This is a genomic window from Alteromonas lipotrueae, assembly GCF_019249215.1.
GTDB lineage: Bacteria > Pseudomonadota > Gammaproteobacteria > Enterobacterales > Alteromonadaceae > Alteromonas > Alteromonas lipotrueae.
In genome coordinates, this window is the sequence record NZ_JAESDI010000010.1 from 52,001 (window position 1) to 69,592 (window position 17,592).

The window sequence follows — 17,592 nt, forward strand, 5'->3', positions numbered from 1 at the left end:
TGTCTATGTTTGTTAGCAAACAGGTATTGGAAGTTCACTGAGCACGACAGAAATTTCCTATTTGTGGTATGAAGCTAACAATAACGCTATCAGGCAAGAACAAACGCTATCGTCATAGCATCAGTGTACGTACGCTGGTGAGCGCGACCGTGTTGTCGTCTATATTTATGTTAGTGTCTAGTCGTTCCACAGAATCTGTGTCTGAAGATGTGGCTAGGGTTCGCCTGGCACAATCTGAAGTGAATGAAACGCAACAAGACGTTGAAGCACTCAAACAACAGACCACCATTAAATTACAAACTTTGATTTCTCATATTGCCGAGCTTTCAGCACAAGCGACTATGCTCGATGATAAAGGAAAGCAGATAGCAACAGAATTAGGTATGACAGCGGCTGACCTGGACGCTTTTGTACCTGTATCGATACCGGACAACCTCCAAGATGATCCCTTACTCAGCGAGATTAATAAGCTCCAGCAATCTCTCGACGTAAAATCTCAGCAGCTTTCTATGCTTGAAAGTTTGGTGAGGGGTCACCATATCCATGAGCAGAGTCAATTATCTGGTCGACCGATAGCATCGGGATGGTTGTCATCTTATTATGGTATGCGCGCCGACCCCTTCACTGGTGAAACAGCCATGCATAAAGGCTTAGATTTCGCTGGTAAAGCGGGTGATGACGTTTTAGCTACTGCGGCAGGTATTGTTACCTGGGCGGGCGAACGTAGCGGTTACGGGCATCTAGTAGAAATAGAACATGGTGATGGTTTTATTACCCGTTATGGGCACAATGAAACGTTATCTGTCTCAATAGGCGACGTGGTGACCAAGGGTCAAGCTATCGCTAAAATGGGTAATACAGGGCGCTCTACTGGCGTTCATGTTCACTACGAAGTAATAAGAAACGGTAAGCAAATCGATCCTCTGCCATACGTTTATAAAAAGTAAACACGGCAGCAGCCAGGTAAGTAAGCGTTCAGCTTGCGCAACAATTAGTCATCGCTTGGCATTATCTTTAGAGGTAGTGTCTTTTACGTTTAATCGCAGCTGTGCTCTTACCGTGCGGCGTCTCGACAAGTAGTGGAAATAACAAGCTAATGTTTTCAAGCATCCTTAGAAAAGTGTTCGGTAGCCGAAACGACCGTCTATTAAAAAAATTACAAAAAAATGTAGATGCCATCAATGCACTGGAAGCAGAGTATGAACAGCTTTCTGATGAGGCGTTAAAAGCAAAAACGACTGAGTTTAAACAGCGAATCGAAAAAGGCGAAAGCCTTGAAGATCTCATGTACGAAGCTTTTGCTACAGTACGTGAGGCAAGTAAACGTGTTTACGGCATGCGCCACTTCGACGTGCAAATGCTGGGCGGCCAAGTATTACACGAAGGTAAAATTTCAGAAATGCGTACCGGTGAAGGTAAAACCCTTACCGCTACCTTGCCAACTTATTTAAATGCCCTATCAGGTAAAGGGGTTCACGTTATTACCGTGAACGATTACCTTGCTAAGCGTGATGCTGAATGGGCAAACCAGCTGTTCACTTTTTTGGGTATGCGTGTAGGTTGTAACGTACCTGGTATGGCGCACGAGCAAAAGCGTGACGCCTATCAAGCTGACGTTACCTATGGTACGAACAACGAATTCGGTTTTGATTACTTGCGCGACAATATGGCGTTTAGCCCGCAAGACCGCGTTCAGCGCCCACTTAACTTTGCTGTAGTGGATGAAGTAGATTCAATCTTAATTGATGAGGCTCGTACTCCGCTTATTATTTCCGGTCAGGCAGAAGACAGTTCTGAACTTTACCGCCGTATTAATTTAGTTATACCTGAATTGATTCAGCAAGAAGAAGAAGACGAAGAAGGCAAAGAAGGCGACGGTGATTACACTATCGACCTTAAAGCGAAACAAATTCACTTAACTGAACGTGGCCAGGGTCATGTAGAAGAAATTTTGCATCGTGCAGGCGTATTACCAGAAGGCGAATCGTTATTTGCTGCGGGTAATATTTCATTACTTCACCACATAAATGCTGCCCTTCGCGCGCACAAATTGTTCTCTAAAGACGTAGATTACATCGTTAAAGAAGATCAAATTGTTATTGTTGATGAACATACCGGCCGCACAATGGAAGGCCGCCGATGGTCTGAAGGTTTACACCAAGCTGTTGAAGCGAAAGAAGGTGTGAAGATTCAAAACGAGAACCAAACCCTAGCGTCTATTACCTTCCAAAACTACTTCCGTTTGTACAACAAACTTGCGGGTATGACAGGTACTGCTGATACGGAAGCGTTCGAGTTTCAGCATATTTACAGCCTAGAAACGGTTGTGTTGCCAACCAATAAACCTATGCAGCGTAAAGATAAGGCCGACCTTATTTACTTAACTGCAGAAGAAAAATACGATGCTATCGTAGAAGATATTAAAGCCTGTGTTGAGCGCGGTCAGCCTACCTTGGTAGGGACAGTATCGATTGAAAACTCTGAGTTGTTGTCTCGGGTTCTTAAGAAAAGCAAAATTCCCCATAAAGTACTTAACGCTAAGTTCCACGAACATGAAGCTGACATTGTTGCTCAAGCCGGTAAGCCTGGTGCAGTGACTATTGCAACCAACATGGCGGGTCGTGGTACGGATATTGTGCTTGGCGGTAACTGGCAAGCAGAAATCGAAAAAATTGAAAACCCTACTCAAGCACAAATCGACAAGATTAAGGCTGAGTGGAAAGTACGTCACGATGCTGTTTTAGCATCAGGCGGTTTGCATATCATTGGTACAGAGCGCCATGAGTCTCGCCGTATCGATAACCAGCTTCGTGGTCGTTCAGGTCGTCAGGGTGACCCAGGTTCAAGCCGTTTTTACTTGTCTCTTGATGATGCACTAATGCGTATATTTGCCTCTGAAAAAATGGGCAACATGATGAAGCGCTTAGGGATGGAAAAAGGCGAAGCCATTGAACACCCATGGGTAACCCGCGCTATCGAAAACGCCCAACGTAAAGTAGAAGGTCGTAACTTCGATATTCGTAAGCAACTACTTGAATACGATGATGTGGCAAACGACCAACGTAAAGTGATTTATGAGCAGCGCAATGAGTTGCTTGATGAAGGCGACATTAGCGAAACCATCGCAGTAATCCGCGAAGATGTGGTAAGCGGTGTGGTTGATGAATATATTCCACCACAATCTCTAGAAGAAATGTGGGATGTGAAAGGATTAGAAGAGCGTTTACGCGCTGACTTCGCCGTAGACTTACCCATTCAAAACTGGTTAGAAAACGACGATAAGCTTTATGAAGAAAAGCTCCGTGAGCGTATTCATGATGACGTGGTTTCTAGCTACAAAGAAAAAGAAGCGGTAGTGGGCGAGCAAGTACTTCGTCAGTTTGAAAAAGCCGTGATGCTACAAAACCTAGACAGCCATTGGAAAGAGCATTTGGCGGCAATGGATCACCTTCGTCAAGGTATTGGACTACGCAGCTACGCGCAGAAAAATCCGAAGCAAGAATACAAGCGCGAGTCGTTTGCTCTTTTCTCACAGATGCTAGAAGCATTGAAAGTTGAAGTGATTACTATTCTTTCACGTGTGAAAGTGCAAGCTGAAGAAGACGTTGAGAAAGTTGAAGAACAGCGTCGTCAAGCGGATAACGTGCCTAAGCAGTTTGAACACGAAAATGCGTCAGCTACAGATGCACCGCCAGAAGCAGCAAGCGATAAGGTACGTACAGAGGTACGTGACGGCCCTAAAGTAGGTCGTAACGACCCTTGCCCATGCGGCTCTGGCAAAAAGTACAAGCAGTGCCACGGTAAATTAAGCTAATGAAACTTGTGCATGTTGCCGTTGGGGTAGTACTTCGCGGCACACAAGTGTTTATCAGCCTACGTGTTGATAACGCTCATCAGGGTGGTAAATGGGAATTTCCTGGCGGTAAAGTTGAAGCTATCGAATCTGTGCTAGATGCGCTCCGCCGAGAGTTGCAGGAAGAAATTGGTATTCAAGTGCAGTCTAGCGAGCCGTTGATTGTTATAGAGCATGATTATGGCGACAAGCTTGTTAAGCTTGATGTGCATGCTGTGAGTGCGTTTAACGGTGAGCCTGATGGTAAGGAAAACCAACAAACGCGCTGGGTTGAAGTAAGTGCATTGGAAGCTAGTGAATTTCCAGCAGCTAATGTGGCTATAATCGATGCGCTTCAGCAGAAATACTTGAAGTAACCTCAGGCTTGGCCAATCACAGCTCAACCTAGTCTTCATATTTCAAAAATAGATACACAAAGGGCGGTATTAACAGACCGCCCTTTTTTATATCTAGCTCACGAGTGTTATAGGCTTACAGCATAAGCCTTGTTGCAGTGGCAAAAGCCACATCCAGCTTGTGATAAGCCGCCTCATTAATGAAATGAGGGTAGGTTTCATGTGCTTCTTGCCATTCAATATCTTTACCATCAAAAGAGCGAAATACCGGTGCGCCGGGAATGAGCGGGGCGAAGTCATTGTCCTGCAATGAATGGTGGATCATCGCGGTACGTTTACCCTCGTCATTGAGTGGAAATTTGATATTTTCCCCTAGTCTAAACACCTCGCATTCAGGGTATTGTTCAAGGCTATCTGTGTTATACGCTTGGCAAAAATCGAGAATAACTTCAGCCATGGTTTGGGTAAGCAAATAAACGTCTTCTCGCAACACACCTTGAGGTTGTGCGCCTACCTCAATCATTACGCCACGTTTGCCCGTGGTACACAAATAACCGTGCTCTAAATACGGCTTTTCATCTTCTAAAAGAATGTTTGCTTCAGGCATATGATGCTTCACAAATCGCGCGAGCTGAATATGGAAGTCATCAGCTTCTAAGATGATTAGCGTCGCGCCCATGTTACTGGTGGTATTGTGAATATCAATAACCAAGTCAGTGGTAGAGTTACCTTTAGGGCCAAACTGTTGATTAAGCTGCTTGGCTAGCTTAGCCTCTTTAGCATCGCTGGGGTTGCTTAACGCTTCTAGGGTGAACTGACGATTCAAATCTTCTTCAATAAACCGCACATTAGCGCTTAGGGCCTCTGGATTAGCAATGGTAAGCGACACGTCCAGTGATGAAAACCGCGATGATAGCGCGTCAGAAAACCCTTGAGATTGCCAATTATGAATAAGTTGAATACCACTGGTTTCATTACCATGTGTTCCACCAACAAGCGCAATTTTATTAATCATATACTTCCTATTAGTGTTTGAAAAAGTCGTCAGACTGTTTTGCAAGCATTGCTTCTATTTCTTCAATGTCGACTTCTTTGGCGGAAGGCTGTTCAGATGGCTTTGCAGCAATTTTCCTTTCCTCTGATGCCCATTCACCTAAATCAATAAGTTGGCATTTCTTACTACAAAAAGGGCGAAATTCGCTATCACTATTCCAAGGAACCGACTTCGCGCAAATCGGGCAATCTACAACCATGAATCACTCCAGTGGCACGTTAAAATTACAATAGGAGTAGTTTAACAGGCTGCCAGTTTAAACTGAATATTAGATTCAACAGCCGCGTTTTGGCCTTCAGCAGGGGAAAACCATAAAAAGCGCAAGGCATAGCGGTATTTATTACCGCTAAGGGTAGGGTAGTAACCTTCATCTACTCGGCATTTAATACGGATAAGTTCGTTTTTATCTTCAGCAGCACCCTGATAAAACCCGTTATCTGCGGTAACCGATTTAAATTGTCCGCGTTCACGAATAAAAGACAGGCTTACCGCAATGGTGTCGTCTAGCAAACTTAAGGTGTCGAGCCATTGGCCGATTTCTTGTTGGCGAACCTCGGCGGGTTGCTGTAGCCAAAAGTGAAGGTTGGGTAGGTCAAAGCTACATGAGCCACCTGGAATAGCGAACCGTTGTCTAATCGCACTTAGCAGCTTATCTTCTTTAAGTGCGCTGCCAAAGCGACGGTCGGTTTTAAGCTTTTGCTTTAGGTTTACAATGGTTTTGAGTGCTTGATCTAGTGCGGCACTGTCTATCTTGGGGTGTTGCGACCAGTAAACGAGGTTTTTTTCGTGGGCATCTAAATCTTTGCTCATGTCTGAGCGTAGATCTAGTCTCTCAATTAAGTCGAGTAACTCAAATAACTGCTCAAAGAAAACCATTTGCAGTGGCACACTGTCAGATTTCGCGGTGCTTTTTAACTGCCCAAGAAGCTGCTCTACGCGCAGATAGTTACGCACTTTTTCCTTTAGGGGAAATTCGAATACAGCTTCGCTCATGGATATCCTTAAAACACATAGACTTAACCCTAAAGCCTAATGCATGAACTGCCCTAAGCCAAGCCTACTTTCATAATCAATTAAGTATTTGACGGGTTTTAAGGAAAAAAGTTGCAGGAAAACCGTATTTACGAAGTTTTTTCGCTATTTGCATTATATTTACGGGTGTATTTACCGTGCAACGCGAGCACCTGCTCGTTGAGGAACTCAAAGGTTTTACTATTATCGATAACATCATCAGCAGCGGCTAATCGCTCTTTTCTCGTCGCTTGCGAAGCCATAATACTTTCAATAATTTTCTTGGTACTGCCATCACGCTGCATGGCTCGTTCAAGCTGCATTGATTCGGGGCAATCTACCACAACGATTAGGTCGCATAATTCACTAAGGTTGCCCTCGACCAATAAGGGTACTGATAAAATACAATAGTGGCTCGTCGAGTCAGCTATCTGTTGCAGCATAGTTTTGCGAATAAGCGGATGTAACAATTGATTGAGCCATTGCTTTTCTTCGCTATTATTAAAAACACGTTCTCGTAACGCTGCTCTGTTTAGGGTGCCATCTTCTAACAAAATATTGCGTCCGAAGTGCTCGGTTATTCTAGCCAACCCTTCACTGCCAGGAGTAACGACTTCCCGGGCCACTTCATCGGCGTCGATAATATCAATACCTAACGCCGAAAATTTATTCGTGGCGGCAGACTTTCCGCTTCCAATTCCGCCAGTAAGGCCAATCACGATTTTATCGCTTTTATTCGATGGCCCCTTTGTGTGTGCTTGTGCTGTTTTCGTTGCTGCCATTACTGCAGTGCCCATTTTAAATAGTGGGTAATAATCGTGTCTTTATAAAATAAGGTTATCCAACCTGCAACGGCCAAATAAGGCCCGAAGGGGATAGCCAATGATTTTCCTTTGTTTTGGAACATCATAATGGCAATCCCAGCGATTGCGCCGACTATTGAAGACAATAAAATAATGATGGGTAAACCTTGCCAGCCAGTGAAGGCGCCAAGGGCTGCTAATATTTTGAAGTCGCCATATCCCATACCTTCTTTGCCTGTGACTATTTTAAACAACCAAAATACAGACCATAAACTTAAATATCCGGCGGCTGCACCAATAATGGCGTCAACAGGCCCAACAAATACCGATTGAGTACTAAGCACCAAGCCTAGCCAAAGCAAGGGCAGGGTGAGTTGGTCCGGAAGTAGCATTTTATCTAAATCGATAAAAATTAGGGCAATAAGGATATAAGTAAATATCACCGCCCATATTGCTTGAGGGGTGGGGCCAAAATAGTAGGCGGCGAAGGTACAAGTAAGCGCTGTAAATAACTCTACTAATGGGTAGCGAATAGAAATAGGGGTTTTACAGTTAGCGCATTTACCGCGAAGAAATAGATAACTAATGATGGGAATATTTTCCCATGCTCGAATTTTGTGTCCACAACTAGGGCAGGTACTATCTGGCTTGGCTAAATTAAACGTTTCAGGAAGAGTTTGCTCGCTAGCAACTTGAGTATCTTCATTTTCGCTGTCTGTTTCACTAAAGTAACTGGCGTATTCTTGCTTCCAACTGTTTTCCATCATAATGGGCATGCGATGAATAACCACATTTAAAAAACTTCCTACCATTAAGCTAACTAGAAAAACAAATAGGTAGAATATCCACGGGTACAATTGGCTGGTAAGCAATATCGCTTCCATAAAATAGCGTTCTCTTTTTTATTTGGGTTAATAATGCAAAAAAGGCCTGCGGGAGGCAAGCCTAATTCTATGTAAAGCACGAACAAATATGTTTTGTGTGGCGTAAAGGTTATACCACATTACCCATTTCAAATATGGGAAGGTACATGGCGATGATAAGACCGCCAATCACCACACCTAGCACAGCCATAATCATTGGCTCTAATAAGCTGGTTAAGCCATCGACCATATCATCCACTTCAGCTTCATATATGGTGGCAATTTTACTGAGCATGGCATCAACCGAGCCAGACTCTTCACCAATGGCGACCATTTGCGTCACCATATCGGGAAATACATTGGTGGTTCGCATTGATGTATGCATGGGCATTCCGCCAGCCACTTCTTTTCGTATATATAAGATAGCGTCTCTAAATACCGCATTGCCCGAGGCGCCAGCAGCCGATTCAAGAGCGCCGATTAAAGGTACACCTGCAGCAAAGGTGGTTGCGAGGGTGCGAGTGAATCGCGCGATACTGGCTTTTTTGAGTATTTCCCCAATGATGGGAATTTTGAGAACCGCTTTATCAACCCTATCGCGAAATTTTTGACTTTTCTTATGGGCACGCATAAACAAGTAGCCAGCTATACCAATGCCAATGCCTATGAATATCCCGTAACTTTGCACAAAATTTGAGATAGCGAGTACGAAAAGTGTAAATGCAGGAAGCTCCGCCCCAAAACTACTAAAAATTTCTTCGAATTGTGGTACCACGAAAACCAGCAAGATAGTGGTTACAATGAATGCCACCACGACAACCGCAATTGGGTAGAACATCGCTTTCTTAATTTTTGATTTAAGTGCTTCCGCTTTTTCTTTATAAGTAGCGATTCGGTCGTAAATTGTTTCAAGCGCACCAGATTGCTCTCCGGTGTAAACCAAGTCGCAATATAAATCGTCAAAATATTCAGGATATTTACGCAGTGAATTTGATAACGGGTTTCCTGAGCGGACTTCGTTAGTGATATCGCCGAGCAATTTACGCATTGATGCTTTGGCATGACCTTGAGATATCATGTCTAAAGATTGGATAAGGGTAACACCTGCGGCCAACATAGTGGCAATTTGGCGAGAAAATACTGAAATGTCTGCAGCGGTGATTTTTTGGCCGCCACGACTAAATAGGGATTTCTGCTGTTTTTTTACTTTTCTGACTGAAACGCCTTGTTTACGAAGTTGCATTTTGGCTTCTTTAAGGTTGGCAGCCGATATCTCACCTTTGCGGCTGTTACCTCGCCCATCTTTACCTTGCCATTCGTAAACTATTGCGGCTTTCACAAATATTCTTCCTTTAATAAAAAAGGGAAGTGCAATTGCACTTCCCTTAAATTATACGATAACTCGTTAACAGACTCCTTCAGCTACACATGTTCCTGTCTTAGCCCATTGAATCGGAGCTGTAACGCCATTAGGAGTCAGAATGTAAGTGTAACTGCCTACTTCAGATGTTCCAGTTGCCGTGATAACGCCATCTTTGATAGTTACGGAGGCAACGCGTCCAGTTGCAGTCGTAAGATCTTTAGGAAGGCCGTTAGTTCCGGCATCAGCATCGGCTAATCCGTTCGCAGAAAACTCGCCCGTTTGAGCAGAAACTTCAAAAGCTGTTTTAAATGCAGTAGTAGCCATTACTACTTCTGTAAACTTAGATTTTTGAGTATAAGTTTGATAAGCAGGTAAAGCGATTGCCGCCAAAATACCGATAATGGCAACAACGATCATTAATTCGATTAGGGTGAAACCCTTTTGGTTTTTAGTATTCATGTTCATCATGGTTTTCTCCGGGACGTGTATAGCACGTTAAGTTTAAATGTAATTCAAATTGACGTTTATACCTGAGTCGTCCTTCAACGTCCCTGGTACTTGAATCTAAGTATATAAATTAATAGGTCAGTGACAAGTATGCAGAAAAATACCTATGTCTGACTTTTTCAGTATGACACGTTCAAAAAGGGCTTTTCAGACCTATGTTGTTGAAATTTGGTGTAAATTTACAACTTTCGTACGTATAGATAACTATACTGCTTAGAACGAAACCGATGAAACGTGCCTACTAAGGTCGTAGAGTGACTTTATACCTAAGCACGTCATGTGAACTGTTACATGTAATGTTAACGCAAGCTATCAGCAATCTTTATTACGTTAAATTCACTCTTAGCGACAAATCAATTGCCTTCACATTCTTGGTTAAGGCACCTGATGATATATAGTCTACACCCAGTGTTGCTAGCGACGATAACCGTTCATCGGTAATGTTACCTGACACTTCCAGTTTACATTGCCCTTGGGTTAGCGCTACTGCCTTTTGGATCTGTTCGTTGGTAAAGTTATCCAACATAACAATGTCAGCCTCTGCAAGAAGTGCTTGTTGCAATTCATCTAAGCTTTCTACTTCTACTTCAACAGGCTTACCAGGTTTCATTTCTTTAGCACGGCTGATTGCTTTCGCTATAGAGCCGCAGGAAAAAATGTGGTTTTCTTTAATTAAAAACGCATCAAACAAACCAATACGATGATTTTGTCCGCCGCCACAATGCACAGCGTACTTCTGTGCCATACGAAGACCTGGCAAGGTTTTGCGAGTATCAAGAATTTTGGTGTTGCTTCCTGCTAGCAACTTAGCGTAGCTTGCCGTCACTGTTGCCGTCGCTGAAAGGGTTTGCAGAAAATTAAGCGCTACACGCTCGGCAGTAAGAATGGCACGAGCCGACCCTGTTAAGGTAAGCAGGGTAGTGTTTGCCTCAACCATATCGCCATCGTTTACATTCCATACTAATTCTAGGTGCTCATCAACTAACGCAAACGCTTGCTCAACCCAAGTGACCCCGCAAATTACACAATGCTCACGGGTAATAATAGTGGCAGTCGCGTTTTCGCTTTCATCTATTAAGTTCGCAGTAATGTCGTTATGCGCGTTTAGCTCGCCACCTAAATCTTCAATAAGTGCGAGAGAAACTTGTTCGCGGATGGCGTTAATGTCGGGTGAAATCATGAGGTTCGCTGTTTAGAGTTATAGGGTACGCAATATTAACCAATCTCCGCGCTGAGTAAACTCTAATTGCCGTAAAACACTCATTCCTAGCAAGATATGCTCACTTTGCATACCGGGGTTTAGGTTTGCGCTAACATTGTTTAACACAATGTCACCAATTCGAAGGGTATCAATACGTGATTCAGCAACGGTAACCGTTCCATTCGCCGTATTGGCTAAGCCTTTTCGTCCAGCTTGTAGTTGAAGTCGCTGGGCTAAATGCGCAGGAATAGACACATCGGTAGCGCCTGTATCCACCAGAAACACCACTTCTTCGCCATTAATAAAGCCAGAAGTCACATAATGCCCTGCACGGTTTTGTTTCAAGCGCACTTCGGTTTGTGACCCAATACGCTGTGATTGGGGTTCGCTATTAGGGTTAACTTGCTTATCGAGCAAGCCAGAAAAGACATAGACCAGCAGGCCAAACCCACAAATCCACGCCAGCACTACCATATACTTTGCCGCAGAATTCTCACCTACAGAATCATCTTCACTCATATAAAACATCTCACTTCTTTTTATACGTTCTATTTATACCGCCTTTCTACGTATATATAAATGTATCGGCCTAACTAAAGGAGTTCGTACCCAGTGAAACTTTATGCAGTAAGGGGTAGCACTTTTTTCTTTTTCAAGAAACGCTAGCGATTATTAAGTGTAAGGTGAGTTTGAGAGTAAAGCCGTCTGGGCAATTTATCTTGAAACATTATTAACGCTCAACTCTAGTGGCCACTCGTCAAAGCAGTAAGGCAGCATCCATTTAAAACCTTATGCAGCAAGGAGCTGCATTCTTCTCTTTTTTCAATATGTAACTTGCCTATTTAAGTGCAAGGTGAATTTGAGAGTAAAGCCATCTGCGCAATTTTTCTTGAAACATTATTAACGTTCAAATCAAGTGGTCATTCGTCAAAGCAGTAAGGCAGCATCCATTTAAAACCTTATGCAGCAGGGAGCTGCATAGAGCCCCCATGGATGGGTTTACGGCGTGTTTTAAATGGATGCTGACTTACTGCTATACCTCTTGAAGCTGAATCCTACGCTTGCGAGCTTGTGCCCTTGGGCAGCTGGTGTCACACTGTTATTAATGAAAACAAGGTAACGAATTTTGAAAATTTATGGTGTTATACGAGCCCGCGACGCAAATTGATTGCCCCCATTATGATGAACGGCCCGACGAAAATGATGTGAGCGTGTTGGTCATTCATAATATATCGTTGCCACCGTCACAGTTTGGTACCTCAGGTATCCGTGAATTGTTTACCGGTACGTTAAATCCCGACGAGCACCCGTTTTATAAAGAAATAGCAGGGATTAGGGTGTCTGCCCATTGCGTTATTTACCGTACCGGCGAGATAGAGCAGTTTGTGCCCTTTAATAAGCGGGCATGGCATGCAGGGTTATCGACGTTTCAAGGGCGTTCTCGTTGCAACGACTTCACCATTGGTATCGAATTAGAAGGCACCGACACACTGCCTTATACCGATGCCCAATATGAACAACTTACGAAATTGAGTGGGTTTATATTGCAACAGTATCCGCGAATAACGTTAGGACGAATTATAGGCCATAATGATATTTCTCCAGGGCGAAAGACCGACCCAGGTGTTACGTTCGATTGGCCACGCTACAGACAGTCACTCGATTTAACTAACATCACTAGCAAGACCAGAAGATAAAAAGGTAAGCAAGCGGTTAAACGCCGGTTAATTACCCACAATTCAGCATTTTTATGGTAGGGAATAAACATGATACTAATGAGTTTACTGCTGGTATTAAGTCTTGAAAGGCTCATTACTAAAACACCGGTATGGCACATCGAGCGTTATGCAGCCGCCTATCAAAATTGGCTAAACGAACGCAAATGGCTAGAGGAAGACACGCCATCCGTTGCCTTTTACCTCTATATGTTGCTGCCTGCGCTTGCTATCGGGTTAATAGAATATTGGCTGTTTGGTGCTTTCCTTACTTTCATTGAACAAAGTGTGGTTTTGTTTTTATGTATTGGTTGTCCGGTGTTACGCGCCACTTATAAATGCTTTTTGAATGCCGCAGACCGAGGCGATTTACAGGCTTGCAGTATGTACACCGACCAATTAGGGCATTGCGGTAGCAAGCGTGCCAGCGACGGAACGGCCATGGCTGAAGGAAAAAGCTTCGGCCAACACCTTACTTGGCTGAACTACCAGCACTACGCTGCGGTGATGTTGTGGTTCATTGCATTTGGTGCACCAGGCGCCGTGTTTTACTGTTTAAGCAGAAGTGCCACTGAGCGCTTCTGCGCTTCTCAACACCCGTTGTCCATGGCGGCGGGCAAGTTAATGTTCGCACTTGACTTCATACCAGTACGCGTCACCGCTTTTGGCATGCTCATGATGGGGCACTTTTCACGTGCACTTCCTGAATGGCTTAAAGACGTTCTTTCTTTGAATATCTCTGCCTATGACTTACTGACACGAGTATCGTCAAAAGCCGAAATGTTAACGGCTGAAGAATATAAAGCTCAGACAGAAAATGCAGCTGTAGAGCCTAAAGTGCTGGTCAAGTTAGCAAAACGTAATGTTATTTTTCTGCTTGTTATCACGTCTGCGCTAACCGTTATTGGCACCCTTGCTTAACTATTTCAGTTAACAAACGTATTACCATTCTATCCTGGTCTATAAATTTTTCATTTATAGATCAGGCATTTCACGTCTTATATGCTGGTTGCTTCACCTCATCAGACCAGTGCGAGTTTGCTAAATTTTTGCAACAAATTCAACAATAAAGCTTAACAACAAGCAACTCCTTGCAAGTTTGCTATGCTTGAGAGTATTTACCTCACTTTCGATCTATCTTAAACTATATAGGTAAAATGGTATTACCAATTGTGGCTGTAGACCTTACTTGTTTACAAAATAGTCGCATACTCAAGTAGATGAAGGAAGACAGTCACGCATGCGTCAGCAGCGAAAAAAACTTGCCGATGTTATCACCGAGCAGCTTGAATCCATGATTTTGGATGGGAGCTTATTGGCAGGTCAGAAATTGCCACCAGAGCGTGAACTTGCGATTCAGTTTGAGGTATCGCGGCCTTCCTTACGAGAAGCCATAGGTAATCTTCAAGCGCGTGGATTGGTTGAGCGCAAGCAGGGGGGCGGCACGTTTGTAAACCGCAACCTTAACTCAGCCATGAAAGACCCACTGATGGCACTTGTCAGTAAACGGCCTGAGACTCAGTTCGATTTACTCGAGTTCCGTCATGCCCTAGAAGGAATGGCAGCATATTACGCAGCGCTTCGTGGGCAACCCGAAGATTATGAAGCGCTGAAAAATGCGCTTAATGAACTACCCACGCCAGCACCCGAAGAAAGTAAGCGGGACCAAGCTGAAGCGCTGGGGAAGTTCTACATCATTATGGCAAGAGCATCGCATAACATGGTGCTTTTACATGTGATGAGCACCATGCAGAGTATGCTGGTGGAAAACATTGAACGTAACTTTGATATGTTAGCGACTCACCCCGATGCAGTGGCCGATATTGCTCGTCAAAGACGAGAAATTGTTGAAGCTATCGCCGCTCGGGATCCAGAAGCGGCACGTCAGGCGTGTAATACGCACCTAGCGTTCATTGAAAAGACATTATTAACCATTAATCAGCGTGACACTCGTGTACAGCGCGCGTTACGTCGATTAGAAATTTAACATGCCTTCTTGTATACCCAGATTTATTAGGCGTGATTACATAAGCAGAAGCGTAAAGAGAATTTTAGCGACTGCGATATGCAAAAAGCACAGGTGAGCCATTAAGGTTCACAGCGAGTACAACGTAATTTGGTCATTCTTCTTTCGATAATTAGGTCGAAGGAAGAATTCTCTATATATAAAGCAAAAATAGGATGGCACCATGACTGATATGATGCACCAAGATGTGGATCCTCAAGAAACTAAAGAGTGGATTGATGCTCTTGAATCTGTTTTGGAAGAGGAAGGTGTAGAACGCGCCCATTATCTACTCGAGAAACTTATTGATAAGGCTCGTCGTAGCGGAGCGCACTTACCGTACGACGCCACCACAGCGTACATCAATACAATTCCTTCAGCGCAAGAGCCAAAAATGCCTGGCGACCTAACGATTGAAGCACGCATTCGTGCCGCCATTCGTTGGAATGCATTGATGATTGTATTACGTGCTTCTAAGAAAGACTTAGAGCTTGGTGGTCACATTGGTAGTTTTGCGTCATCTGCCATGCTATATGATGTTGGTTTTAACCACTTCTTTAAAGCGCCGACAGAAAACGCTGGTGGCGACTTTATCTTTGCACAAGGTCATATCTCTCCAGGAATTTATGCCCGTTCTTTCATTGAAGGTAACCTTTCTGAAGAACAGCTAAATAACTTCCGTCAAGAATGCGCTGGTGAAGGTCTATCTTCATACCCGCACCCTCATTTGATGAAAGATTACTGGCAGTTCCCAACAGTATCGATGGGCTTAGGTCCACTTCAAGCCATTTATACTGCACGTTTCCTTAAGTACCTCACTAACCGTGGTATTAAAGACTGTTCTGAACAGCGCGTATACTGCTACATGGGAGACGGCGAGTGTGATGAGCCAGAATCATTGGGTGCTATTGGTCTTGCTTCACGTGAAGGCCTAGATAACCTAACTTTCGTTATCAACTGTAACCTACAGCGCCTAGACGGCCCAGTTCGTGGTAACGGCAAAATTATCCAAGAACTTGAAGGCACATTCCGCGGCGCAGGCTGGGAAGTGGTTAAAGTTATTTGGGGCAGTTACTGGGATGAGCTTCTTGCCCGTGATAAATCAGGCAAACTTATTCAGTTAATGGGCGAAACCGTAGACGGTGAGTACCAGAACTGTAAAGCGAAGGGTGGTAAATACACTCGCGAAAACTTCTTCAACAAGTACCCAGAAACGGCTGCACTTGTCGCGAATATGTCTGATGATGACATCTGGCGCTTGAACCGTGGTGGACACGATCCAGTAAAAGTCTTTGCGGCTTATCAAAAAGCGAAAGAAACCAAAGGTCGTCCAACGGTGATTCTTGCTAAAACCGTTAAAGGCTTTGGGTTAGGTGCTTCAGGTGAAGCCTTGAACATTGCGCATAACGTGAAGAAGATGGACGTAGATTCACTTAAAGTATTCCGCGATCGTTTCAACATTCCAATCGCTGATGAGAAGATTGAAGAACTTCCTTACTTCAAGTTCCCTGAAGACAGTGAAGAAATGAAGTACTTGCGCGAGCGTCGTGAGTCTTTAGGCGGTTACTTACCTTCTCGTAGAGAACAAGCTGACGAGCAACTTGAAGTACCTGAGCTAAAAGCATTTGATGCAATTTTAAAAGGCTCTGGCGATCGTTCAGTTTCGTCTACTATGACTTTCGTGCGAGTACTTAACGCATTATTGAAAGACAAGAAGATTGGTAAGCGTATTGTGCCAATTATTCCTGATGAAGCACGTACATTCGGTATGGAAGGGCTGTTCCGCCAAGTGGGCATTTATGCTAACGAAGGCCAAAAGTACGTTCCACAAGATGCTGACCAAGTGGCTTACTATCGTGAAGATAAAAAAGGCCAGGTATTGCAGGAAGGTATTAACGAATTAGGTGCAATGGCATCGTGGGTAGCGGCAGGTACGTCTTACTCAACCTGTAACGCCACTACTATTCCGTTCTACATTTACTACTCAATGTTTGGTTTCCAACGTGTTGGCGACTTGGCGTGGGCAGCTGGCGATAGCCAAGCAAGAGGTTTCTTGTTAGGTGCTACCGCAGGTAGAACCACATTGAACGGTGAAGGTCTACAGCACCAAGATGGACATTCACATGTTCAAGCGAACCTTATCCCGAACTGTGTAACTTACGATCCAACTTACGGATACGAAGTGGCTGTTATTGTACAAGACGGTTTACGCCGTATGTATGGCAACAACGAAAACGTATTCTATTACCTAACATTGATGAACGAGAACTACCAACACCCAGCTATGCCTGAAGGTGATGACGTCGCTGATCAAATCATTAAAGGTATTTATAAGCTTGAACGAGTTGAAAACAAGAAGACCAAGACCAATGTACAGTTAATGGGCTCGGGTACTATCTTGAATGAAGTACGCAAAGCGGCACAAATTCTTTGTGACGATTACAACGTTTCTTCAGACGTTTACTCGGTAACCTCGTTCAACGAATTGGCTCGTGAAGGTCAAGAAGTGGCGCGCTGGAACATGTTGAATCCAGAATCAGATCAGAAAACAGCTTACATTGGTCAAGTTATTACGAAAGATGCAGGTCCTGCTATTTCTGCAACTGATTACGTTAAGAACTACTCTGATCAGGTTCGCGCATTTATCGATACAGATTATCGCTGCCTAGGTACTGATGGTTTTGGTAGAAGTGACAGCCGTGAAAACTTGCGTACTCACTTTGAAGTGAACGCTGCATACATTGTAGTGGCTTCATTGTACGAGTTAGCGCAGCGCGGTGATTTCGATAAGAAAGATGTTGCTGAAGCGATAAAACGTTTTGATATTAACGTTGAAAAACTAAACCCACTTTACGCGTAGTCACAGGCAGATAAGGTATTTT

Annotated in this window: 16 protein-coding genes; 7 read left to right on the forward strand and 9 right to left on the reverse strand. The window is 43.9% G+C overall.

Going from position 1 to position 17,592, the window contains the following annotated elements:
* The first annotated feature begins 68 nt into the window (after positions 1–68).
* The 3 genes from JKP82_RS13250 (at position 69) to mutT (ending at position 4,209) form a co-directional block, all read left to right on the forward strand.
* Entirely contained in the window at positions 69–947 is an 879-nt protein-coding gene (locus JKP82_RS13250) for a M23 family metallopeptidase (RefSeq protein ID WP_159532756.1), read from the forward strand.
* 149 nt (positions 948–1,096) lie between these two features.
* Entirely contained in the window at positions 1,097–3,814 is a 2,718-nt protein-coding gene (gene secA / locus JKP82_RS13255) for a preprotein translocase subunit SecA (RefSeq protein ID WP_218397368.1), read from the forward strand.
* Positions 3,814–4,209, forward strand: a complete 396-nt coding sequence (mutT, locus tag JKP82_RS13260) for an 8-oxo-dGTP diphosphatase MutT (protein ID WP_218397370.1) — start codon at positions 3,814–3,816, stop codon at positions 4,207–4,209. Before secA ends, mutT begins: the two co-directional genes overlap by 1 nt.
* Before the next feature lie 115 nt (positions 4,210–4,324).
* Here the strand turns inward: mutT and JKP82_RS13265 are convergent, their stop codons facing one another.
* From JKP82_RS13265 to JKP82_RS13305, 9 genes are all read right to left on the reverse strand, one after another.
* A complete protein-coding gene (locus JKP82_RS13265; RefSeq protein ID WP_159532751.1) occupies positions 4,325–5,203 on the reverse strand; it encodes an aspartoacylase in 879 nt (292 codons plus the stop codon).
* A gap of 10 nt (positions 5,204–5,213) precedes the next feature.
* The gene (gene yacG / locus JKP82_RS13270; protein ID WP_159532749.1) at positions 5,214–5,441 is read right to left on the reverse strand and encodes a DNA gyrase inhibitor YacG; all 228 of its coding nucleotides are present in this window, start codon (positions 5,439–5,441) and stop codon (positions 5,214–5,216) included.
* Between the two features lie 41 nt (positions 5,442–5,482).
* Positions 5,483–6,235 carry a cell division protein ZapD gene (gene zapD, locus JKP82_RS13275; protein ID WP_159532747.1) on the reverse strand — a complete coding sequence of 251 codons (753 nt, stop codon included), beginning with the start codon at positions 6,233–6,235 and terminating at the stop codon, positions 5,483–5,485.
* 128 nt (positions 6,236–6,363) lie between these two features.
* On the reverse strand, positions 6,364–7,035 hold the full coding sequence (gene coaE, locus JKP82_RS13280) for a dephospho-CoA kinase (protein ID WP_159532745.1): 672 nt from the start codon (positions 7,033–7,035) through the stop codon (positions 6,364–6,366).
* Entirely contained in the window at positions 7,035–7,940 is a 906-nt protein-coding gene (locus JKP82_RS13285) for a prepilin peptidase (protein ID WP_218397372.1), read from the reverse strand. Before JKP82_RS13285 ends, coaE begins: the two co-directional genes overlap by 1 nt.
* A gap of 109 nt (positions 7,941–8,049) precedes the next feature.
* Positions 8,050–9,258, reverse strand: a complete 1,209-nt coding sequence (locus tag JKP82_RS13290; protein WP_218397374.1) for a type II secretion system F family protein — start codon at positions 9,256–9,258, stop codon at positions 8,050–8,052.
* A gap of 66 nt (positions 9,259–9,324) precedes the next feature.
* Entirely contained in the window at positions 9,325–9,741 is a 417-nt protein-coding gene (locus tag JKP82_RS13295) for a pilin (protein ID WP_201299312.1), read from the reverse strand.
* Between the two features lie 373 nt (positions 9,742–10,114).
* Positions 10,115–10,969 (reverse strand): carboxylating nicotinate-nucleotide diphosphorylase, encoded by an 855-nt coding sequence (gene nadC, locus JKP82_RS13300; protein ID WP_159532737.1) that lies wholly within the window; start codon positions 10,967–10,969, stop codon positions 10,115–10,117.
* A gap of 18 nt (positions 10,970–10,987) precedes the next feature.
* The gene (locus JKP82_RS13305) at positions 10,988–11,518 is read right to left on the reverse strand and encodes a retropepsin-like aspartic protease family protein (RefSeq protein WP_126873769.1); all 531 of its coding nucleotides are present in this window, start codon (positions 11,516–11,518) and stop codon (positions 10,988–10,990) included.
* Between the two features lie 608 nt (positions 11,519–12,126).
* On the opposite strand from JKP82_RS13305, the gene ampD reads away from it, so the two are divergent.
* The 4 genes from ampD to aceE all read left to right on the forward strand — a co-directional run bounded on the left by ampD (position 12,127) and on the right by aceE (position 17,570).
* Positions 12,127–12,687, forward strand: a complete 561-nt coding sequence (gene ampD / locus JKP82_RS13310; RefSeq protein WP_159532735.1) for a 1,6-anhydro-N-acetylmuramyl-L-alanine amidase AmpD — start codon at positions 12,127–12,129, stop codon at positions 12,685–12,687.
* Positions 12,688–12,756: 69 nt separating this feature from the next.
* Positions 12,757–13,626 (forward strand): beta-lactamase regulator AmpE, encoded by an 870-nt coding sequence (ampE, locus tag JKP82_RS13315; RefSeq protein WP_218397376.1) that lies wholly within the window; start codon positions 12,757–12,759, stop codon positions 13,624–13,626.
* A gap of 319 nt (positions 13,627–13,945) precedes the next feature.
* Positions 13,946–14,692: a GntR family transcriptional regulator gene (locus JKP82_RS13320; RefSeq protein WP_159532731.1), complete on the forward strand. Its 747-nt coding sequence runs from the start codon at positions 13,946–13,948 to the stop codon at positions 14,690–14,692.
* A 202-nt stretch (positions 14,693–14,894) separates the two neighbouring features.
* On the forward strand, positions 14,895–17,570 hold the full coding sequence (aceE, locus tag JKP82_RS13325; RefSeq protein WP_159532729.1) for a pyruvate dehydrogenase (acetyl-transferring), homodimeric type: 2,676 nt from the start codon (positions 14,895–14,897) through the stop codon (positions 17,568–17,570).
* Positions 17,571–17,592 lie beyond the last annotated feature (22 nt).